Below are 23035 nucleotides of genomic sequence, written 5' to 3'. Positions count from 1 at the left end.
CGATAAAATTCGGGATTATTAATTAAACGGCTAAAACAGCTTAATTAAAAACTCCTCGTTCAAAATACTGTTTTAAGGAATTTTCTCTATCGATGTTTGTCCTAACCACAACCCTTATCGTACAGTAAGCTTCAGCCATGCACAGCGTCAGCGGCAACACCACAGATTTTTCCTTTAATTGCTCTAACTGTATAGGCGACGACAGGCATATCAGAGGACAACATGGCGGGCATTTACTGGTCAAAGCCCCTTGCCCGGCGTCTCACGTTTTCCACCTGGAATGCATCACCCGATGGCTGGAGAGTGATCAGCAGAAGATAAAAAAGCTTGATGAACGCCAATACAGTCAATGCATGCAACCGGCGCTGCCATTGGTTCCTCTGGATGGTAGCAGAGTCCCTGGCGACGAATCGCCCTATTGTGAATCCCCGATGCTTAATGCCTGTCGTACCGGGAATCTGGAAACGCTGAAAATACTGCTGGCCAAAGATGAGACATTGGCAAACCGGACTTACCGTTCGGCACTCACCGGTCATCCTGAACACCCGACAGCTGTCGCTATCAATTACGGCCATACAGATTGCGTCAAGGCCTTGGTCGACTGCCATGCTGATGCTAATGCCGCTGGTCACGATGGTGAGACTCCTCTGCAAAATACCACCACCCGGCAGCGCCACACCATTGACTTGCAAATGCTGCTGACCGGGGCTGGAGTGAATATCGATAACGTACTGCACACCGCTGTCCGGGAGGGCAATGCCGAACTCCTTGAATACCTGAACAGCACCCAACCCAGCCAACGAGCCCTTGATAACGCCTTGAATGAAGCCGCCCGGCAGGGTCAAACGCAGTGCCTTGAACCCCTGATCAACATGGGAGCAAACGACCTTGACGGTGCTTTGCGCGAAGCCTCCAGATGGAGGAAAACACAGTGCCTTGAACTATTGATTAGCAAGGGCGCGAAAGATCTTTACGGAGCCTTGTATATTGCTGTCCTGACGGAAAATATTGAGATACGGTACATTCTGGTGAATAAAGGAGCGGATCTTCATACCGTATGGAGCACTAATAACATTGACAATCCTATGAAAAATTTCATTGGCAGGATCATCTTCAGTTACCTCCATACCACCAATGAGACAGACATAAAACCACTGCATAGCGCCGCTGCCAAGGGCTATACCAAAGGCCTTAAAAAGCTGATTGAAACCAGGGGAGTGGATGTCAATGCCACTGATTACCATGACTATACAGCTCTTCGCATCGCTGCCTGCTGTGGCCACACAGAGACCGTCAAGGCATTACTGGACATTTCCGGAATCCTGGTCGACGTTGGGAATACTTCCGGCGACACGGCTCTTCACTTAGCTGTCTATCGAGGTGACACAGAAATTGTCAAGTTGTTACTGGATGCTGACGGCATCGATGTCAATGAGAAGACAAACAAAGGCTGGACTGCTCTGCATCAGGCTGCCAACAATGGCAACACAGAGATCGTCAAGATGTTACTGGCTGCTTCAGGTATACAGATCAATGAGCAAACTAACGCAGGTTCGACGGCTCTCACCCTGGCTACCAGTTACGGCTACACCGCTTGTGCAAAACTCCTTGCTGAAAGTAGGGCAGTGGATAATCCATCGCCCTGCCCGCTGCAGTGAGCAATGAAATGGTGGAACTCCGTTTTTGAACATTTAACGTCCTTTTTCAGTTCCATAAACACAGACTCCACGGTAAGAAAGCAGTCATGAATATCCCGCAAAGTAATCGTATTACCAATTACCTGTTTGCCACTGATCATAATGTTGTTTTTCAGGAAAGCACCGGAAACTTACTGCCACCTAATTTAAAACATGAAATGCTGAAAATTTACCATCAGAGCCCTGCCCGCTTCAGTGAAAATAGTCTCAGCATTCCCATTAATCTAAGGAATATTGAACTGATCCATGTATTGCCAATTCTGGCTCAAACCGATTACTTTCTTGAGAAACTAAATAGCCATGCCTTGGAGTTCTGTAAAAACATTAACAAAATTTATTCAATAGATATACAAATGGCCCTCTGGGATACAGGCCCCTTCAAAACATTATCAGATATCGGGAAATTCATGGAATCCATTATTGCCAAGCACAACGATAAAAGTGATATAACTCATAATGAAAAAATAGCATTCAGATTTCTGTTAACCGGCTTATTAAAGATGGATCATGACTTGGATGTTCACAATTCAATCCATATATTGAACATATTATCAAAATATTTTCACCCCGACAAAAGTATCAGACATTGTGAACTCTACTCATGCATCTTAAGCAAAGGACCACGACTTGCCATGGTGATATATGAAGTGTGGAGCTTAAATAATACAGCGAAACTCTCACTTCTAAAAAATGAGGTTTTTGGTATGTCTGTTTACCGGTTAATTACATTAATTTCCAAGCTAAATGAAAGCAAACATGAAATCCCAAGAGTTGCAGAGCGATGCCAGCTTCGCAAAAAAATACAATTAAAGTTAGAAACACTCCAAAGCATTAGCCTGAAAGAAAACCTGTTAAAGACACTTATCAAATACAATGAACTAGCACTACTGGAAGCATTGACGAATCGTACAGACTTCAATATCAACGAACTGCGTATTAGTGGAGAAACGCCACTGATTTATGCCATCAAACAAAGAAGTCAATGGATTATCGAATTTTTAATAAAAAAGCAAGATGTCAATGCGCTGGGTCTGGAAAAAAAAACACCCCTTCAAATAGCCATTGATTGCTACAGCAAATATCTTGATGAGAATGAATCCGTTGATTATTGCAACCCCTACAAACCAGTCATTGAATCTTTATTAAATTGTCCTCAACTCGACGTTAATGCTCAGGACTCACTGGGCATGACCGCTTTATGCCATATTGCCATGTTACCAAAAACCGATTCAACATACTTTTCGTTTATCGAGAAGCTGATTTCCAGGGGTGCCAATATTGAAAAAGCTGTTTATGGCCATGGAACAGTGATTAGCTTATTAGGGCAAAGTAAAACCTGACCAACTCCAAGGTTAAAGATTATGTGTGATATTGCCAACCTGTCAGTATGGCAAACCAGAACAAAGAATCCAGATGAATGATCGTCAGTCGGTTTTGTCTGGATTTGGTCCTGCCTGGCCGGACTTGGATTTATCTGAAGATCCACTCTCTCTGGCTTGACGTTACGACTGGAAACAGGCTTTTTGGATAATTTATTCCATGCTAATGAGCCCACATAGAACGTTGTCTTGACCCGGATATTAATTAATCCCCCCAAAACAGAGGTACTTGGTTTCCAGGTACTCTTCCAGACCTTCCTGTCCACCTTCCCGACCAAACCCAGACTGTTTAACTCCCCCAAAAGGTGCCAGCTCTGTGGAAATAATGCCTTCATTAATTCCCACCATGCCATATTCCAGAGCCTCGGCCACCTGCCAGATACGAGTAATGTCCCGACTGTAAAAATAGGCTGCCAGGCCATAAACCGTATCATTGGCCTGGTGTATCAGCTGTTCATCATTGCTGAATCGCACTATTGGGGCAACAGGGCCAAACAGCTCTTCCCGGAGAAAGCTCATGGAATGCTGAACATCGGTCAGAACCGTAGGCTCAACAAAACATCCATCCAGGGATTCCCCTCCCGTAGCGATGGTTGCGCCCTGCCCGACAGCCAGATTGATTTTCTGGAGAATGCGTTCTTTTGCCAGTGCGTCAATAACCGGTCCAATCTGGACACCCTCTTCCAGCCCATTGCCAACCTTGATATTTTTTACAGCCTCAATAAACCGGCTGACGAATTGATCATAAACAGCGTCGTGCACATAAAACCGGTTGGCACAGACACAGGTTTGACCGGCATTACGGAACTTTGATGCAATAGCGCCCTGTACGGCCTGATCAATATCCGCATCGTCAAAGACGATAAACGGGGCATTTCCGCCCAGCTCCATCGAGGTATTTTTAATGGTTTCAGCCGACTGGGCGATCAGCTGTCGCCCGATCCGGGTAGAACCGGTAAATGATAACTTTCTGATCATCGGATGACGGGTAAAGATATCACCGACCTTCTCCGGTGAATGATGCACAACAACCTGCAATAGATCTTCTGGCATACCCGCCTGTCTGGCCAGTTCTACAACCGCATAGGCACAGAGTGGCGTCTGATTGGCAGGCTTGACAATAAAGCTGCAACCGGCAGCCAGTGCAGGTGCCGCCTTACGGGTAATCATGGCAATGGGAAAGTTCCATGGGGTGATGGCCGCAGCCACACCGACAGGCTGCTTGATGGTCATCAGTCGCCTGTCTTCCGTATGTGCGGGAATAGTCGTGCCGTATGCCCGCTTTCCTTCTTCTGCAAACCACTGGATAAAAGAGGCACCATAGGCCACCTCAGCCATCGATTCAGCCAGGGGTTTACCCTGCTCAAGGGTCATCAACCGGGCAAGGTCAGCCTGATTTTCCATCACCAGTTCATACCATCGGTACAAAAAATGTGAGCGCTCTTTTGCGGGTCGTTTTTGCCAGAGTTTCTGAGCCAGGCGGGACTTTCTGATACATTCGTCAATCTCTGTTTCAGACTGCAAAGGGATATAGCCCACCACCGAGCCATCAGCAGGATTATCAATGGCCAGAGTGAGCTCTCCGGGCTCACACAGAATACTGAGCAATGATGTATTTTTGATGTTATCCATCCGCCAGTACCTCTCTACTTACACGACAACCTATTATGGCAGGAATAGTTCTTGATCCCTTCAATAGTAAACCAAACGTGCCTCGGAAGCAGTGACAAAAACCGTGTTTTAATTGTTTACCATCAATGGAGTTTGAATGTCTTCTGCAAAGCTCCTCAGCTTATCGACAACATGTTGCTGCAAGGGAAATTTCTCCATCTTGCGTATGCGTTCAACCATCCTTTCAATGGTACCGGGCAAATCGGGATTGTCGGTTTTGACAAAGCGTAAGGAGGTGATCAAATCATCAAGAAAGCAAGGATCGGTGTGTTTACATCTTTTTAAATCACCGACCTGATCCAAAATATGATGGTTAAACATCTTTGTGTCCAGATAAGCATTGTATTTGCTGTTCAGCTCACTTGCCCAGGGAATATCTTTGTTCTCAATCGCTTTATTTATGAGTGTATCGATAGCCTTCTGGCTCGTACAACCACTGCTTGCCAGCCGTTGTTGACAGGCGTTTTTGGCCATACGATAAATGTAGTAAAAACGCGGATCAAGCTTGCTTGCCAGCTTTTCCAGAAGCCTGCTATTCGCCGTGTCGGTGTCATCACAGGCAAACAAAGGGAAGATCAGTTCAAGCAGAAAAAACTGGCGTTCATCTACTGCCCTATCCATCGCCACTTCGAGCTTTTCGGAATCTATCGTTGCCTGGTAATTGGTCTTCAACTGGCCTGCCCACTCTAAACCGTGAGAACCCAGGGTACTGACGGCTTTCGTCATTGCGGCATTGACGGCAGTTTGATCCCTGACACCGTGACTCAGCAGTGTGTTGATAAATATCATATAGTTGTCAAAAAAATTGCCATAGCTCCGATCAAAAAGCTTCGGAGAGTAATCCTGCGGTTGCATCGCAACGGTTTTTAAAACTTCACGCAGGATCACTGTGCAAGACTTGTTATCTTTATCGTATAAACTCAAGATACGTTGCAACTGATAGTTTTTTTTGGCCTCATAAGTTTTAAACAGTTGTTCCTTCAATTGCGCACCATTAAGAGAGATGCCATATTGCTCTTTCATGGCTTGTGCATAATCGAACCTGCCTGTTGAAACAAAGAAGTCAAAAGCCTCTTTCTGCGCGTTTTCACTGAGTATTTTTGATTCAGCCAGTCGGTTGACCACATCCTCCGGATAGCCTTTTGTCTTCAATACTTCCTGCAAAAAATCAGAAACAAGTCTTTCAGAGGCATCATCATGGGTCATTAAATCCAGCGCCATCCGAATTTTATTTTCAGCAGAGGGTATTACATACTCATGGAAAGATTGTGGCAGTGTCTGCCATAAAACGTCCTTAAATTGAGCGGCACTGAGTGTGATTCCATATCGGCTTTTCAGTTGCCACATTGCAGGAAAGTTATTTCTTCTTACCGCCTCGTCCATAAGCACCCTCACGGCATCCAGGGTCAGAGGGGCAGTATTCACAGGTGTTTCCAGGAACGATGGTTTTGGGTCCTTGGTTTCGGCTTTTTCACTATCCAGAGGAAAATCACAATCCAGCCTGTTTTTCGCCAGATTACCCTCAGATATTTCCGTTTTACAGGCAGGACAGGTAGGAACAAACGGCAGGCTCAGGTCCCGATCAGACAGATCCCGGCAGTGTCTATCCCAGTTATCAGAACATTCCCTGTGCATCAGGTGCTTACATCCCGATAAGATAAATACATATTTATTTCGCCAGGAGTGGCTGGATACCTCATCAGGATACAGGTAATCAGTAATGGAGTTCAGACAAACTGAACACTCGTGTTTTCTAGCATGGCATATCGAGAGATATGAAACTGACATAATTTACACCCTCAGTTTTTGAAGCCAGTTTTCTATGCTGTTGACAAGAATGCATTCAAAAAGCCGAATTTGATCCACTAGACGACCACTTTTCAGCACTCGCGATTTCCTGAGCCAATCTCGGGAATTGAATCCGGAGTGATCACGAAATATTCAGTAACAGGTGGACTATCCAGTTTGGTATTTTGTCGTTTAGTATGATGGTTGGGCTTTTTCTCCGGCTTTGGATTCAGCTTTTTCGAACGAGTGATTTCGTTTTCCAGAAGCTTTATCCCTGAAGTTGAACAATGCGCTCCTGCTGCTGAGTTATGAAAACACTCAGCTTCTCAGTAAAACGTTATCGGACAATGTATTCACAAGTCTAAAAGGTAAGGGTGGTATTTTCCTCAAAATAAATATTAGTTTTCTATTACATGGGACTTAAGTATGGCAGGAACAGCTCATGATTCCTGCCATTGTTAAACCATTACATATCAAAATTTAACCCGGGAGATTGTCCGAGAATTTTATCAGCTCATTGACGACACGTTGCTGCAAGGGAAAACTCTCCATTGTACATATTTGGTCAACAGCCGCTTGAATGACATTGGGCAAACCGGGATTATCACGCTCGATTAATTTTAAGGGGGCGATCAAATCGGCAAGATAATCAGGTTGGGTGTATCCTCTTCTTTTTACATATTCGGCCTCTTTCAGAATATGATTTTTAAGTGTCTCAGGGTCCAGATAGGCATTATATTTTCTGTTCAGCTCATCAGCCCAGTAAAAATCATTGTTCTCAACAGCTCTTTTAATGAGTGTATTGACAGCCTTCAGACTCCAACAATCGAACTTTTCCAGTTGTTTTTTCAAGGTTTGTTTTGCATCACGATAATCACCAAAATACTGATCGGGTTTGCTTGCCAGCCTTTCCAGAGACCCGATAATCGCCGCCTCGGCGTCTTTACCATTGGCGAACAGAGGAGTTATCAGTTCAAGCAGGAAAAGTTTGTTCAGATCTACTGCCTTATCCATCGCCACTCTGAGCTTCGCAGGATCCATCTTTGCCTGGTAGCTGGTCTTCAATTCGTAAGCCCATTTCAAGCCTTTGTGAGAAAGAGTACTGACGGCTTTTGTCATCGCGACATCAACAGCCATTTGTTCCCTGACACCATGGCTCAGCAGCGTGTTGATAAACCCCATATAATTGTCAAAAAAATTGCTATAATTCTGACCAAGAAGCTCCGGGGAGTCATCCTGTGGCTGCATCGCAACGGTTTTTAAAATGTCACGCAGGGTCACTATGCAAGGCATGTTATCTTTGTCGTACAGGCTCAAGATGTGTTTCAGATCCCAGGTACCTTTTCCTGATTCATAAGCTTTAACCAGTTCTTCCTTCAATTTCACACTATTAATAGAGACATCATATTGCTCTTTAATGTCTTTTGCATCATCAAACCTGCCTTTTGAAATAAAGTAATTAAATGTCTCTTTCAGTGCGTTTTCACTAAGCATTTGTGAGTCTACCAGCAGCTTGACCACCGTCTCCGGCTGGCCTCTTTTCAGTACTTCCTTCAGAAAATCACAGACAACCCATTTAGAGGCATCATCATGGGTCATTAAATCCAGCGCCATTCGAATTTTATTATGGGCAGAGGGTGCTACATACCAATGGAAAGATGGTGGTAGTGATTGCCACAAAAGCTCTTTTAATTGAGCGGCACTGAGTGTGATCCCGTATCGGCTTTTCAGTTGCCACATTGCGGAAAAGTTGTTTGCACTTAACGCCTTGTCCATAGAAGGCCTCACGGCATCCAAACTCTGGGGGGGTATTTGCACAGGTGTTTCCAGAAACGAAGGTTTTGGATCCTGAGTTTCGGCTTTATCACAGTGCTCCAAACAAAGAAGACTATAGACCATCCTGTTCTCCGGCTCCTTCCTAACTTCCGTTTTGCAGGTAGGACAACTAGTTACTAACGGAAGGCTCGGGTCTCGTTTTGACAGATCCTGGCAGTGCTCTTGCCAATTCTGAAAACAATCCATATGCATCAGGTGTTTGCATTTAGCTAAGATAAACACATCTTTGTCTTGCCAGGAGTGAATATTTTTTGGTTCAACAGGCAAACTGTAAGGTATAACAGTGCTCAGACAAACTGTACAATTGTGTTTATCGGCTTGACATATCGAGTGATATGAAACTGACATAATCTACATCCTCAATACAAGCAGTTAGATTTTAATGTTGTTGACAAGCTATTCCGGATTGATACTGTCGTCTACATTAAGAACAGTGAAGTAAGCAATAAAGTTCCATTTATATCCAGTCCATTCATCACCCGGAACTCAGCCTGATTAAAATACTTAATCATTGTTCTTAATGACGCTCAAGAATAGTTGAAAATTAGATTATGTGTTTTTTTTTGGCCTGTCAGAAAGCTTGTACGACATTACTCAATCAGTTTTAAAACCTTTCGCTCTTTATTTTTATCCAGTTCTTCGACATTGTTATATTAATGTATCGATTTACACCTATTATAGGTAACGACCGTCGTATGATATTATTCACGACTCATATAGCAAGACTTTTCCGGACACTTTTTTACGCTGCCTTGGCAAGTTTTTGTTCATACACGAACGGTGCGCCATTAGTCGAGTGCTTTCTCTGACGGTTATAAAACACTTCGATATACTCAAAAATTTCCTGATGCGCTTCTTCCCGCGTCCGGAAGTCCTCATGATGAATGAGTTCTGTCTTCAGAGTATGGAAAAAGCTCTCAGCCACTGCATTATCCCAACAATTCCCTTTGCGGCTCATGCTGCATATAAAACCATGGTCGCTGAGAAGCTGTTGATAACGATCTGAGACGTACTGGCTCCCCCGGGTCGCTATGAACCAACAGACCTGTCAGCGCTCTACGCTCCCACAGCACCATTTCCAGCGAGTCCGTCACCAGTGTTGCCGTTAACACCAAGATCTCTGGCGGTATCAGTTACTGGCTGATCAAATTCTACCGCCAGTTTTACAGCTGATTCCTTGAACTCTGCCTTATAGGTTTTGACTTTCTTTTCTGACATCTGGACACATCTTATTAAGGGGCTTTGATATTACCCGAGTCTGTGTGTCCGCAAAACTATAGCCACTTCACTGCGGGAATTTGTCGGAAGCTGAGTTGGCTGCCAAACGGCATCCGGAGTATTTCTAGAAGCTTACGCATGGTAATCCTGTTTTCTGTCATGGCCGGTTCCCTCTCCTGGTACAGATAAGAACGGCAAAGTTATGGAAAATCAATGCATAAGAAGATATTTGTTAGCTGTATAAGACCGGTTTATGGTCTGTTGAACAGCGTTTCTGGATGCTTGGTGATTCTGGAAATCATCAAAAAGTGTTCACAAGACCGGGAGGCTGTAGAGATGGTACTTCCCTCAAAATAAATATTAATTTTCGATTACATGGGACATTCTTATGACAGGAACCGTTTATGACTCCTGTCATTTTCAAACTATTACCTATCAAACTTTAATCTAGGAAGAGTGAATCTTATCTTTTAAATCCATCAGATTACTGACAATAAATTGCTGCAAAGGAAAATACTCCATCCCACATATTTGGCCAACAACCTCTTGAATGGCATTGAGCAAACCGGGATTGTCAGGTTTGATAAATGGTAAGGGGGAGAACAACTTGGCAAGACTATCAGGTCTTTTGTGTCCATGTTTTTTTACAAAATTGGCCTCTTTCAGAATATGATTTTTAAATACCTCAGGATCAATATGTGCATTATATTTTCTGTGCAGCTCATCAGCCCAGAAAAAATCACTGCCCTCTACAGCTTTTTTAATGAGTGTATTGACAGCGTGCTGACTCCAATTACCGATTCTTTCCAGTTGTTCTGTCAAGGTTTCTTTTGCATCACGATATCCACCAAAATACTGATTGGGTTTGCTTGCCAGCTTTTCCAGAGACATGATATTCGCCTCATCGGCGTCTTTACCATTGGTGAACAAAGGGGCTATCAGTTCAAGCAGGAAAAGATTTTCTTTATCTACCGCCTTATCCATCGCCACTCTGAGCTTTGCAGGATCCATCTTTGCCCCATATTTGGTCTTCAATTCGCCAGCCCATTTTAAACCTTGGGAACGAAGAGTACTGACGGCTTTTGACATTGCGGCATCAACGGCAGTTTGTTCCTCAACACCGTGACTCAGCAGTGTATTGATAAACTCCATATATTTGTCAAAAAATTTGCTACGATTCTGACCAAGAAGCTCCGGAGAGTAATCCTCCGGCTGCATCGCAGCGATTTTTAAAATATCACGCAGGGTTACTATGCAAGGCTTGTCATCTTTATCATATAGGCTCAAGATGCGTTCCAGCACACACCTACCTGCTCCCGACTTATAAGCTTTAGTCAGTTCTTGCTTCAATTTCGGACTATTAATGGAGACTCCATATTGCTCTTTCATGATTCTTGCATCATGGAACTTGCCTCTTGAAATAAAGTAGTTCAGTGTCGCTTTCAGTGCGCTTTCACTAAGCATTTTTGAGTCTAACAATATTTTGACCGTCGTCTCCAACTGACCATCTTTCTCAAACACTTCCTTCAGAAAATCACAAACAACCCATTTTGAGGCCTCATCATGGGTCATTAAATCCAGAGCCATTCGAATTTTATTATTGACAAAGGGTGTTACATACACATGGAAAGATTGTGGTAGCGATTGCCACAAAACCTCTTTTAATTGCGCTGCACTTAGTGTGATATTGTATCGGCTTTTCAGTTGCCACATTGCGGGAAAGTTGTTGGTACTTACCGCTTCGTCCATAAAAGGCCTCACGGTATCCAAAATCTGGGGGGTAATTTTCACAGGTGTTTCCAGTAACGAGGGTTTTGGGTCCCGGGTTTCGGCTTTTTCACAGCAGTCAAAAGCGAAGCTACTAAGGACCCTCTTATTCTCCGGCTCCTTCTTAACTTCCGTTTTACAGGTAGGACAACAAGTTACTAACGGAAGGCTGGGGTCTCGTTCAGACAGATCCCGGCAGTGGTCTTGCCATTTCCGAAAACAATCCAAATGCATCAGGTGTTTGCATTTATCCAGGACAAACACATATTTTTCCAGAAATGAGTTAGTGAGTTCTTTTTCGCCAGGAAAATTGAAAGGATCAACAGAATCCAGACAAACTGTACAATGGTGTTTCAGGGCTTGACATACCGAAAGATATGAAACTGACATAATCTACATCCTCAATAAAGGCAGTTAGATTTTAATATTGTTGACAAGCTATTCCGGATTGATACTGTCGTCTACATTAAGAACAGTGAAATAAGCAATAAAGTTCCATTTATTTCCAGTCCATTCATCACCCGGAACTCAGCCTGATTAAAAGGCTTAATCATTGTTCTTAATGACGCTCAAGAATAGTTGAAAATTAGATTATGTGTTTTTTTGACCTGTCAGAAAGCTCGTACAACTTCGGCACCTTGGTTTTAAAAACCTTTCACTCTTTACGTTTATCATCCAGCTCTGCGAGATTATTATAGGGCTATACGTACCAGTTGCGCAGCTGGTATAAACGTCCATGGCGGATTAGTGGTTATCAACAGGGGACTTTGTTGTTATCCCGGTTCTTCCATAGCAGTCACATCGGTTTTTTCAGCGGTAAACATACAGAGAATACCGAGCTGATATAAGTCTTCCTGATTTTGCGGTGCGATGAATACCCTTTGATCATCCATAACAACTTGATCAATCACCGGTTGTTCATCATTCTCTGGTAACCGGTCCCTGCCATTTATCAAACACCGGTAGTGACGTGTTCTTACATCTCTGTCCTCAACATAAAACACTTTGGCTACAATTCTGTACCTTTGGATAACGTCTTCTGGCGGAAGAGAGGCGTCAGGACTGGCTTTTCTGCAGGTTAACTGAAAATCCTGAGTGACATCATGGGCTAATTTTTCCGCAAATTTTGCCCGGTCACATGGATCGGAGAGCATCTTTAGCTGAACAGTGATCACCTCCGGAACATCTTCCACCAATAGTACCTGCCGCTCTTGAAGAACATCCCATAGGAGGTCTCCTGTGCCCGTCTCTTTTGCCCTGGACAGAGTGTCCGGGAGGTTATTGATTGCATGTCTGAAATTATTACAATTTATGGTTATTTTCTGGTGCTCATTGTCAGGTATACCTTTCAGGGAAAGCGCATCATCCAGAAGCATTTGAATGGATAAATCATCTCTTTCAGCCTGCTCAGGAGAAACCGAGACGGAATAAATCAACGTGTCAGGTTGAACTATATCTTCTATCTGAGAGACTCCGGAGGTGTTCACGGGAGTTGTCCGTGGGTCATCAGTGATCATTAATATATCGGAGTCCCTCATAATCTGCCGTTCGGTTAAAACCCTGAATGCACATTTTTTCAGCTGCTCTGCGGGGATAACCAATTTTAATAGTGGTGCTAAAAACTCGGCTGAATCCTGGGGTGGTAATTTGCTCAGGGGTAAAACCGGTAGTTCATTATCCTGATCAAATTCTTGAGAGAACAAACTCTCTGTGTTTTTTTTGTTTTCTGCCTGCAGCAGGAGTCGGGTAGTTATATAATCTACATAATTTTCATGGAAATTTTCAAAGCCCATGAAAATATTATCAGAAGCACAAGCGGAGCATAACGTTAACAACAGCTCATAGGTTTTTTGCATTTTCGAGTACTGTTTTTTTAAATGCTGGTTTTCCATAGTGATCAGACATTTTCTGAGCGCATCCGTTAAAAGTAGTTTTTTTACTTTTATGTCTGACGCGTTTTTGATTAATGTCAGGCATACTTCAGGAGTGAGTTTTTTCAGTGGAATTGCTTTTTTTCCCGGGCCTGGGGATATATACCCTTCATTGTGATTCAGCGCAGTATCGGGGGCACCCTCAGCCGCCTCTGGATGCAAGGAAGCTGCAAGTAAATAAATATAGCGTGAAACCAGAATTTGCCAGATCGAAACGGCGGCAAAGCAGGTGTTACCAAAGTTTGTAAATCCTTCCATAGAGTTGACTGACGAGAGGAGTGCACCCAGCGGACGATGAGTGAACAACTTAAGAAGCCGTTGTTGTTCTTTTCTCCCGGCCATTTCCTGTATGGCTTGTGCATCAAAGCCAAGGGCTACTTCTATCGCCTTTTCCTCGTTTTTCAGTGCCCATAAAACAGGAAGGTATGCTAACGTTGCTGAGGTTGGAGCGAGTAGCCTGGTTAGGGTTTTGGGAATAACCTCATAGTGATACCAGGGTATGACACTGTATTGCGAAGGATGAGTCATGGTTCTTTTCATGTAAGTGCCAGGATTTAAAATCTGACAGAACCATTCTTCACCAAACCTTTGGTAATATTTCTTTAACATCTGCTGTATCCCATTATTCAGATTATCCAGATGCTCAGGATTTACGTCTGGCATTGATCCTATATAGCGATGAATTGTCTTTAGCGTTGTGTAGATTATCTCCTGGATGATGGAGCGTAATGCTCTGGGGTAATAGTTCCAGTATTTTTTGGGATTTTCATCAATTACCTGAATTTTTAAACACATGTAATCAAGCCACTCTTCATCTTCTTCCCCTTGTTCCAGGTCAGCGCAGCACCTGATCAATGAATGTGTGATTTTTTCCCAAACTCCTTCTCCTTTTATGATTGCCTGAAGGCTATTTATTATTTCCAGACGGCCGATTTCCAGATCCTTTTCAGGCTCTGATTTTTCGTCTTTGATTATTCGGGATTTTCCTGTTGTCGCAGGCTGATCATTAAGCGTTACTTGTTCAATAGATATCTCTACAGGAAGGGGGGATATATCTTTCTGCTGAGGTCGTGATGACGGTATTCGTAACCCACATACCATCTGGTTACTGGTTGAACGCTGGCAAAGTCTTGCATGAAGAGAATCTTTTATCTCTTTTAGATTGATCAGACTGCTTGTTTTTCTTACACAACATTCCTCATTACTGCGTTTCAATGCTCGCTTCGGATTGAATACAGTGGTCGCTTGATCAGCAGACTGTTGTTCGGGTAGCAGGGGTTCATGTGAACCCGAGGCAGCGTAAGTGCATTCAGGTGAAATTTGGGAATCCATATTACAGTTCTTTGTTCGAGTTAGACCCTCTTAGTGTAGTTCTGTAATTAAGCTCTATAGATATAACAGCTTGTTGTAAGTAGCTGGCCATATGGAATCGAATATTTCTGGCTACCTGGGCTGGTACTATGCGAGGCACAACGGAGAGAGCATAGCCGTAGCTATGTGACCGGAGTTGTAACGAAGCAGAGTGCCGGCACAAGGAGTCAGAAATATATGATTCCATATGGTTAGCTACTTAAGTAATGTGAAATTTATTGGCAGGAAACAGCTGATGGGAATTGCGGCAGTGTGATTTATGCCTACCCTTTGGTTTTTAAAATAGCCGCCTGGATAACCACTATTTTAACCATTAAGGACAGGCACTTTCAGACTCAACCGGATTTTTAACCGGACAAAAGTACTATCAGATAATTATTTGTCAACGAAAGCCCTTTCAATCACATAATCAGCCACATCTCCGGTATGAGCCGATGCAGTAAAGCCGAGGCTGTCCAGAATATCACAGGTATCATTGAGCATGGCCTGACTGCCACAGATCATGGCTTTATCGGTTTGTGGGTTCAGTGGTGGCAGGTCCAGGTCATTGCATAACCGACCACTGGTAATCAGATCTGTCAGTCGACCGGTATTTCTGAAAAGCTCGCGGGTAACCGTTGGGTAGTAGACCAGCTTCTGACGAATCTCTTCTCCCAGGTATTCATGGTGAGGCAATTCATCCAGCAGGTAGTCGTGATAAGCCAGTTCACTGACGTAACGAACGCCATGAACAAGTATGACCTTCTCAAACCGCTCATAGGTTTCAGGATCTTTGATAATGCTCATAAACGGCGCAAGACCTGTACCGGTGGCAAACAGGAACAGATTCTGGGCAGGCTTCAAATCACCCACCACCAGGGTACCCACCGGCTTGCGACTGACCAGCACGGAATCCCCCTGCTTTAAATGCTGAAGCCTGGAAGTCAGAGGCCCATCAGGCACCTTGATGCTAAGGAACTCCAGATGCTCTTCATAGTTGGCACTGGCGATACTGTATGCCCGCATCAACGGCTTCCCATCCACTTCAAGGCCCAGCATGACAAAATGGCCATTATGAAATTTGAGCGATGAGTCACGGGTGGTGGTGAAGCTGAACAAAGTATCATTCCAATGCTTCACGGTTAACACGGTTTCTTGATTAAATGCTGACATACTTTGCTTCTTTTTCGTTGTTTGCGTCCTTACCAAAGATGACTTCGGAATCCATATCCGACGGTGGAGCCAGGTCCTTTTTATCAGCGACCTTAAAACCAGAGGTAACTTTAGCAAAATTCGGGAAAAAATGCTGGCCTCATTCTCTGCTAACAGGAAATGAGTCTGAACGAATAACAAACAAAAAAAAGGAGACCCGCAAAAGCAGGTCTCCCTCATACAAACCGGTATAAAAACTTAAGCCAGAGCAGCTTTCGCCTTTTCCACCAGCTGGCCAAAAATCACCTTGTCGTGAACGGCCAGATCAGCCAGAACCTTACGGTCAATTTCGATAGCCGCTTTCTTCATACCTGCGATGAAACGGCTGTAAGACAGGCCATTCATGCGAGCACCGGCATTGATACGGGCAATCCACAGAGCGCGGAACTGACGCTTACGCTGACGACGGTCGCGGTAAGCATACTGACCCGCTTTGGTAACTGCCTGCTTGGCTACGCGGAATACACGTGAACGTGCACCGTAATAACCTTTAGCCTGCTTCAGAACTTTCTTGTGACGACGGCGCGCAATGACGCCACGCTTAACACGTGCCATGAATTATCTCTCCTGTAAAATGATCAAAAAAGCGATTAGTCGCGCAGCATACGCTTAACGAGACCCTGATCGGCCGGAGATACCAGTGAGGTACCACGCAGCTGACGCTTACGCTTGGTGGTCATCTTGGTCAGGATGTGACTCTTGAAGGCACCTTTACGCTTGTAACCGGAAGCGGTTTTCTTGAAACGCTTCGCGGCTCCACTGTTGGTTTTCATCTTTGGCATGAAAAACACTCCGCATTCGCGACCACTGATCTGCGAAACCAGCGTCGGGACAATTAAAAATACTGCCGCCAAAAGCCGAAGCCATCAACCGGCACGAAGCACTAAAAAAAACGGCCAGACCCGATACCTTCAACGAACACCAAACCCAAACGCCGTTTTTTTAATTACTTCTTCTTTTTAGGGGCAATCACCATGATCAGTTGACGGCCTTCCATTTTCGGATGCTGTTCAACGGTTCCGATTTCTTCCAGGTCTTTTTCAACCCGTTTCATCAGTTCCATGCCCAGCTCCTGGTGAGCCATCTCACGACCACGAAAACGAAGGGAGACCTTCGCCTTGTTGCCCTCAGTAAGGAAACGTATCAGGTTGCGCAGTTTTACCTGATAATCCCCTTCTTCGGTACCCGGGCGAAACTTGATTTCTTTCACCTGGATCAAAGTCTGCTTTTTCTTGGCCGCAGCCTTCTGTTTTTTCGATTCGTACTGGTGCTTACCATAATCCAGGATCTTACAGACCGGCGGCTCACTGGTCGCATTGATCTCAACCAGATCCAGCCCCGCTTCCTCGGCCATGCCTAACGCATCACGTATATCAACTACACCGACCTGTTCTCCGTCGGCCCCAATGAGGCGGACCTCTTTTGCACGGATATTTTCATTAATCGGAGCCTTTACTGGGCGACGATCACGGAAGCTGTTGCGTCTGATGGTTGTATCTCCTGTGTAAGCAACATAATAAGCTCCTGGGCTGCCAGACCATCAGGCAACCCGGAACAGTGTTCTCGAAGTGCATCGGCAAGCGGCACAGCCACTCAGGCAGTGCGACCACGCTTGAGGACATCGGCCTGCAGGCGTTCCCGAAACGCTTCGATGGACATTACGCCCAGATCTTCACCGGTGCGGGTACGGACCGCCACGGTATTGTCTTCCATTTCCTTATCACCGATCACCAGCAGATAAGGAACCTTCATTAAGGTATGCTCGCGGATTTTAAAGCCGATTTTCTCGTTTCTCAAGTCCGCTTTTGCCCTGATGCCCTGTTCAGAGAGGTTTTTTTCCAATTTTCTGGCGTAATCGGCCTGACGATCAGTGATATTGAGGATAGCAGCCTGCATGGGAGCCAACCAAACCGGCATGGCACCTTCATAATGCTCGATCAGAATACCGATAAAGCGCTCGAAGGATCCCAGGGTTGCGCGGTGCAGCATAACCGGCGTTTTGCGCTCTCCGTGTTCGTCCACATATTCCGCACCCAGTCGACCCGGCATGGAGAAATCCACCTGAATGGTGCCACATTGCCACACCCGGCCAATACAGTCTTTCAGGGAAAATTCGATCTTTGGTCCGTAGAAAGCACCTTCACCGGGCAGTTCATCCCATGGCAACTGCTGGGCATCCAGGGCTTCAGCCAGGGCTTTTTCGGCTTTATCCCAGATTTCGTCGGAACCTACGCGCTTTTCAGGGCGGGTAGACAGCTTGTAAATCAGGTTTTCACGGGCAAAACCGAAATCGTCGTAAACGCTGTGCAGGAAGTCGATGAACTCACAAACTTCTGACTGAATCTGGTCTTCCGTGGCAAAAATATGGGCATCGTCCTGGACAAAGCCACGCACCCGCATCAGGCCGTGCAGGGAACCAGATGGTTCGTTACGGTGGCAGGAACCAAATTCAGCCAGTCGCAACGGCAGGTCACGGTAGCTTTTCAGGCCCTGGTTAAAGACCTGCACGTGGCAAGGACAGTTCATGGGCTTAATGGCCATGTCCTTGTTTTCAGAGCTGGTGGTAAACATGCCATCGGCGTATTTATCCCAGTGACCGGACTTCTCCCACAGGCTGCGGTCCACCAGCTGAGGGGTCTTGATCTCTTCATAACCGGCCAGGCGCTGTTTGTTGCGCATGTACTGTTCCAGTTCCTGATAGATCACCCAGCCGTTAGGGTGCCAGAACACCATTCCCGGCGCTTCTTCCTGCATGTGGAACAGGTCCAGCTTCTTGGCCAGTTTACGGTGGTCGCGTTTTTCTGCTTCTTCCAGACGGTGCAGGTAGGCCTTCAGGGCTTTCTTGTCTTCCCAGGCAGTACCGTAGACGCGGGTCAGCATTTCATTATTGGAATCACCGCGCCAATAGGCACCCGCAACCCGCATCAGTTTGAACGCTTTCAACTTACCGGTGGAAGGCACGTGTGGACCTCGGCAGAGGTCCATCCACTCACCCTGGCGGTAGACAGAGATCTCTTCGCTGGCGGGCAGGTCGTTGATAATCTCAACCTTGTACTCTTCACCCATGGCTTTAAAGGCGCTGATGGCTTCTTCACGGCTCATCACCACACGCTCGATAGCGAGATCCTGTTTGGCCAGCTCTTCCATGCGTTTTTCAATTTTGGACAAATCGTCCATATTGAAAGCGCGCTCGTAGGAAAAGTCATAATAAAAGCCATTTTCAATCACTGGCCCAATGGTCACCTGGGCACCGGGAAACAGGTCCTGCACAGCCATCGCCAGAAGGTGCGCGGTAGAGTGACGAATAACATCCACACCCTCTTGATCGCGGGTGGTAATGATGGATAAATCAGAATCTTCGGCAATTTTGGCGCTGGCATCCACCAGTTCACCATTGACGCGACCGGCGAGGGTCGCCTTGGCCAGCCCCGGACCGATGTCCTGGGCGACTTCCATTACGGATACTGCATCAGCAAACTCACGTTTGCTGCCATCGGGAAGCGTAATAACAGGCATGAAGGAGTCCTTACATTGTAATCAATTTACAGTGGCAACCGGTACCGGAGGCTGCTTGTTCTATTGCTCGTGCCAACCCATACGCAGGGCTGAGAGCCAAAAACCAGTGGCAATCCATACCAGGGATTGCATGAATTTTCTCAACGTTCATCAGGAACTGTTGGTTGATAAAACCGGGGGAGAAAATTGCAGGTCTAACGTTATATCATCGTAGTGAATACACGAATATGTCAATAAAAGATCTTCAAAACGCATTTACACTTCAGAAGACTTTATTCTCAACTGACCGATACGTTCCATTAAGTTGCCCCATTTCGTCAAATCCGCTTCATTAACATCAAATTGTGCTGCTTCCCTGCTCAAGCGCTCACGCAGCTGAGTATAAACGCTCTTCTGATAAGTGATGGCTGCTTCTGTGCTGGCACTGGACCCGGAGCGAGGACCATAAAAGCCGAGTTTCTTCATAAGTTCAGAGCGCGCAGTCATGACACTGGCAACCACCTTTCTGATGGAGAGCAAGTCATCCTGCTGATCAAAAAGGCTATTCAGGTCACTCTCCATAATATGCAAGATAAAATCCCCCGTATCCCGCAACTGCAAGACAGAGCAATCATTCATCAGCTCTACCGCCTTTTCATACATCTCCACAGTCGATCTGAGCGCCTTAAGTAAAGAATTCATCTCATCTTGTGATGGCAAGCTCATGGCTAATGATAAAAGTGACGCTTCTTTTGGTATTTTATATTTTTTTGCTGACAGCCAGTTTTTTGCATCGCCAGATTTTTTCACCACGTCATCGGGAATAAGTTGTGCAATAAGATCCAGTAGACGTTTAACCGGAGTGACTTTTGCTGTGACCGTTACCACCCGGGCAAGCAACTCGTGATAGGGTTCCAGCAAGGCATTGCCACAGTCCGCCCATACACAGGCCCGGTCAATCTTATCTTTACAGGCTTTCAGTGCAGACGCCCTGCTGGCTTCAGCCTCAGCAAGCTGGCCATCTTTATACAGCGATACGGCAACGGCCAATTTCTGTTCCCATGGACTGAGTTCCAACTTGATAGCATCGACTGCCGTCTCCCTGATGGGCGCGGTCACCAGACAATAACGCGATTTCTCAGATTGCTCCTCATTTTGTTCCTCTGGTTGCTCAATGTCCCGGCCAGGCTGTTCTGGCGGATGGCTCTCTTTTTGCTGCATTCTCATCCGCGCTTCAAGTCGCTTTCTGCGTATATCCTCCTGCGCCTTACGTTTAGCCAGGACTAACTCACGACACGCCTTCTTGAATGCCAGCTCATCGTCGCCCAATATTTTCTCAGCGGAACGAACAGCCATGGCGATGCGGTCTTGCTTCCCGGGTGCCGGTGAGAACCACGATAGGCTCCGGCTATCTTTACCTTTTTCCTGGAGTGCATGTAGTCCATCCCTCAAATCCATCACTGCCCGGGCAACTGTGAGACGGTTTACCCGCAAAGCCCCCGGAAAATCCATCAATTTGTGCAAATAACCAAAGGTTTCCTGTATCTGTATTGCCAGGTTATTAACTTCCTGCCAATTCAGGTCTGGCAGAGGCAAATCAAGCGGTAACTGGTGAAGCGAGCTAATAATTGATGCAGAAATATCGTAGCAGCCATGATGATTAGACGCAGACATAATGGTGACAAGAGTACTGACTAACCGCTGCTGAAGGTTTACCGGCAGGGTTATTTTTTCCAATTCAGCTGAGGTCAATACCACCAGAAAAGTCTGCGGCAACAACTTCAGGATCGGTGAACCGCTACCCGCTTCATAGTGCGCAATGATTCTGCAGTCATGTTCAATCATGTCTGTTAATTTGAACAGAAGCGCACTCATTTGATGTTTTTCTTTGGGCATATAGACCAGATATTTAAGCATTAATGCCGCAATAATCGCCCTGACTTCATTCTGGCTCGCCACAGAACACTCACTCTGTTTCAGGGAGTCACATAATTCATGAACCATCTTTTCAATAATGCCAGCCAGCCCTTCATAGCTGTAGTTAAAGCCCTCTTCAGGTTGTTTGACGTAGTAGCATTGGGCTCTGCCAAGGAAAGGACTGCGCCTGAAAGGGTGGCGCACTAATTCAGCGCTTTTCTCAGTACTGATAAGGTTGTTTAACCCGCTAATCACCTCATCAGGTATAGACAACTTCTCCAACCGTGCCCTCTGTTCGTCAGCGACAACATTAGTGACTTTGGTTAAAGCCTGAATCGCTGCCGCAAATCCATAACGATCACTTCCTCTTGCACGCAGCCCCCTTGCGCTGCCTTTTTTCCGGGCATTTTTTGTTCGTTCAGGCGCATTAACTCCGCGTCGTTGCCTTCTTCCCCTGCTTTTGCTGTCACCGCTGCTTTCGTTATTTGATTCAGACTGTTCAACTTTCGAGCCCTGGTGCACAATTCCGGCTCCCGCCGGTTCAAGAGATGGCAGTACGTCTGCAATCAGGGAAAAGCCAAGGTCCTGAATGGCATCGGTATCTTTTATTAGACTGCTACCATTGTTCAACACCAAATGTGCCGGACCTGATTGAAGTGCGACAGGTGTTGCGGTTTCAGCTGTAGAAGACGGTGTCAGATCACCAGTCTGATCTTCAACTATTCCCTGCTTACCGGGCTGCATTACCGATGTTATAGCCGACGCCTCAAGATCAACTGGTACGTTTATCTCAAATTGTTGCGGAGTACCAGAACAGTATCCGGATTGCCAGGCAGTCGCTAATGGCGAATAAACGGGTTGGGGCATATTGGCTGCACAATAGGTATAATAAACCGCTGGATGCAGATAAACCGGCTGTTGTGAGTAGATCCATTGCTGAATTTCAGGGCAAAGGCACCACGCTTCCTCATCGGTTATTGCCTGGGTTTGGAATTCGGTCTCGATAATATTGTACGCACAGGGATTATTAACCAAACCAGCAAACTGTTGATTCAGCCATGTGCCCCAGGCTTCAGTGGATATTCTGAGTGTTACAGGCTTTCCCTCAGAGGGTTGATAGGTGTAATCTCCAATATTCAGGTTTACGGGGGCGTCAAGCGTTAATAACCTGATTGAAAAGAACTCTTCGCCATTGAACAGATAATGAAACTTCTCCTCCTGAAGTACACCTGTTCCAGAGAAAGAAGAAACACGAGCATCTTCTTTTTTCTCTTTATGCAAAAAACGCCCCATTACCCGGGCTAAATCCTTGCATTGCCCAGGGCTTACCACGATATCCATCTGCCAACTACTGAGAAAGTCTTCATCCCTGAGAACAGGTACCTGAGCTACTGAAGCCTGAATTTCTGAAACCATGGGCTGGCGAAACGCCCTGACAAATACGCCCGTTACCACCGGCAAACCGGATATATCTTTCCTGACAATAGATAAATAACTGATAGCCTGACTGATCAGCGCTGTGCGTAAGTTGCCCGTATCATGATCAGGGCGAGTATAAACACTCTGGACTTTATTGGCAGGCGGTAAAGCCTCAACCTGTCTGTCATGCAGAGTTACGGAATCATCCATTGTGCCAGAAGTACTGGCACCACCCACGATATTGATGCCCAATGCCTGATGTGTATCTTCCGACGGGGTTTGTGGGCCAGCAGAATCCCAGTCAACGGGGTTGTTATTAGAGGGTTCCATCCGGTTATATCTCCTGAATCATGAG

Annotated in this window: 14 protein-coding genes and 1 pseudogene; 2 read left to right on the top strand and 13 right to left on the bottom strand. The window is 45.6% G+C overall.

The window, feature by feature from the left end; translation table 11 throughout:
• Nucleotides 1-137 precede the first annotated feature (137 nt).
• Both J7438_RS10285 and J7438_RS10280 read left to right on the top strand, forming a co-directional pair.
• On the top strand, nt 138-1658 hold the full coding sequence (locus J7438_RS10285) for an ankyrin repeat domain-containing protein (protein ID WP_209276467.1): 1521 nt from the start codon (nt 138-140) through the stop codon (nt 1656-1658).
• Between the two features lie 86 nt (nt 1659-1744).
• On the top strand, nt 1745-3037 hold the full coding sequence (locus J7438_RS10280) for an ankyrin repeat domain-containing protein (protein ID WP_209276466.1): 1293 nt from the start codon (nt 1745-1747) through the stop codon (nt 3035-3037).
• Between the two features lie 240 nt (nt 3038-3277).
• Here J7438_RS10280 and J7438_RS10275 read toward each other — a convergent pair whose 3' ends face one another.
• The 13 genes and pseudogenes from J7438_RS10275 to J7438_RS10215 all read right to left on the bottom strand — a co-directional run bounded on the left by J7438_RS10275 (nt 3278) and on the right by J7438_RS10215 (nt 23010).
• Nucleotides 3278-4708: an NAD-dependent succinate-semialdehyde dehydrogenase gene (locus tag J7438_RS10275; RefSeq protein ID WP_209276465.1), complete on the bottom strand. Its 1431-nt coding sequence runs from the start codon at nt 4706-4708 to the stop codon at nt 3278-3280.
• Between the two features lie 108 nt (nt 4709-4816).
• Nucleotides 4817-6130 carry a hypothetical protein gene (locus tag J7438_RS10270; RefSeq protein ID WP_209276464.1) on the bottom strand — a complete coding sequence of 438 codons (1314 nt, stop codon included), beginning with the start codon at nt 6128-6130 and terminating at the stop codon, nt 4817-4819.
• An 885-nt stretch (nt 6131-7015) separates the two neighbouring features.
• Nucleotides 7016-8311, bottom strand: coding sequence for a hypothetical protein (locus J7438_RS10265; RefSeq protein ID WP_209276463.1), 1296 nt, complete (start codon nt 8309-8311; stop codon nt 7016-7018).
• 802 nt (nt 8312-9113) lie between these two features.
• Nucleotides 9114-9468, bottom strand: a pseudogene (locus J7438_RS10260) (IS3 family transposase); the annotation flags it as partial.
• Nucleotides 9428-9589: a transposase gene (locus tag J7438_RS10255; RefSeq protein WP_209276461.1), complete on the bottom strand. Its 162-nt coding sequence runs from the start codon at nt 9587-9589 to the stop codon at nt 9428-9430. The gene J7438_RS10255 and the pseudogene J7438_RS10260, both read right to left, overlap by 41 nt.
• A gap of 447 nt (nt 9590-10036) precedes the next feature.
• Entirely contained in the window at nt 10037-11746 is a 1710-nt protein-coding gene (locus J7438_RS10250) for an RING finger protein (RefSeq protein ID WP_209276460.1), read from the bottom strand.
• Between the two features lie 383 nt (nt 11747-12129).
• Nucleotides 12130-14502 (bottom strand): hypothetical protein, encoded by a 2373-nt coding sequence (locus J7438_RS10245; RefSeq protein ID WP_209276459.1) that lies wholly within the window; start codon nt 14500-14502, stop codon nt 12130-12132.
• A gap of 531 nt (nt 14503-15033) precedes the next feature.
• Entirely contained in the window at nt 15034-15810 is a 777-nt protein-coding gene (locus J7438_RS10240) for a ferredoxin--NADP reductase (protein ID WP_209201121.1), read from the bottom strand.
• A 237-nt stretch (nt 15811-16047) separates the two neighbouring features.
• The gene (gene rplT, locus J7438_RS10235; RefSeq protein ID WP_209201120.1) at nt 16048-16404 is read right to left on the bottom strand and encodes a 50S ribosomal protein L20; all 357 of its coding nucleotides are present in this window, start codon (nt 16402-16404) and stop codon (nt 16048-16050) included.
• Nucleotides 16405-16439: 35 nt separating this feature from the next.
• Nucleotides 16440-16631, bottom strand: coding sequence for a 50S ribosomal protein L35 (rpmI, locus tag J7438_RS10230; protein ID WP_066018013.1), 192 nt, complete (start codon nt 16629-16631; stop codon nt 16440-16442).
• A 164-nt stretch (nt 16632-16795) separates the two neighbouring features.
• Nucleotides 16796-17338 carry a translation initiation factor IF-3 gene (gene infC, locus J7438_RS10225; protein WP_209276478.1) on the bottom strand — a complete coding sequence of 181 codons (543 nt, stop codon included), beginning with the start codon at nt 17336-17338 and terminating at the stop codon, nt 16796-16798.
• Nucleotides 17339-17442: 104 nt separating this feature from the next.
• Complete coding sequence (gene thrS, locus J7438_RS10220; RefSeq protein WP_209276458.1) at nt 17443-19365, bottom strand: threonine--tRNA ligase; 1923 nt, start codon at nt 19363-19365, stop codon at nt 17443-17445.
• A gap of 255 nt (nt 19366-19620) precedes the next feature.
• Nucleotides 19621-23010, bottom strand: coding sequence for a hypothetical protein (locus J7438_RS10215; RefSeq protein WP_209276457.1), 3390 nt, complete (start codon nt 23008-23010; stop codon nt 19621-19623).
• Nucleotides 23011-23035 lie beyond the last annotated feature (25 nt).

Origin of the sequence: Thalassotalea sp. G20_0, from assembly GCF_017744175.1 — a bacterium.
Classification (GTDB): Bacteria; Pseudomonadota; Gammaproteobacteria; order Pseudomonadales; family Endozoicomonadaceae; genus Endozoicomonas.
This window is presented reverse-complemented; position numbering and strand designations above follow the sequence as displayed.